1 protein-coding gene is annotated in these 345 nt (G+C 71.9%); it reads left to right on the top strand.

What is annotated here, in order from left to right:
* Nucleotides 1-345, top strand: a 345-nt coding sequence (locus tag CFB18_RS15470) for a hypothetical protein (protein ID WP_159461778.1), incomplete at both ends; no start/stop codon positions are given.

Below are 345 nucleotides of genomic sequence, written 5' to 3'. Positions count from 1 at the left end.
CCGCGGCCCGGGAAAGGCCCCCTTCCCCTGCGCAATGAGCGAGGCAGAGCTTCTGGCGAACGACGTCCCCGCCGGCACCACCTGCCTGCGAGTGCAACTCTGGACCGCCCCCGGCGGCTTCCAGCGGGATGCCAACGGGACGATGTGGGCCGTGCTGCTGCCCGCCCGCCTGCAGTTCCCCGCCGCCCGCCTGAACACCGAGGTGAGCCCCGGACGGGAGGTGGCCATTAACTTCCCCTACGCCTCCCACCCGGCCACCGGCCAGGTCAGCGAGGTGGACTTCGGGGATCGAACGCTGCCCGCCTTCCACGGCTACTTCCAGCGGGGATGGCCTGTGCGCCTGCG

It is taken from the genome of Thermoflexus hugenholtzii JAD2, assembly GCF_900187885.1.
In the GTDB taxonomy this organism is placed as follows: Bacteria; Chloroflexota; Anaerolineae; order Thermoflexales; family Thermoflexaceae; genus Thermoflexus; species Thermoflexus hugenholtzii.
This window is presented reverse-complemented; position numbering and strand designations above follow the sequence as displayed.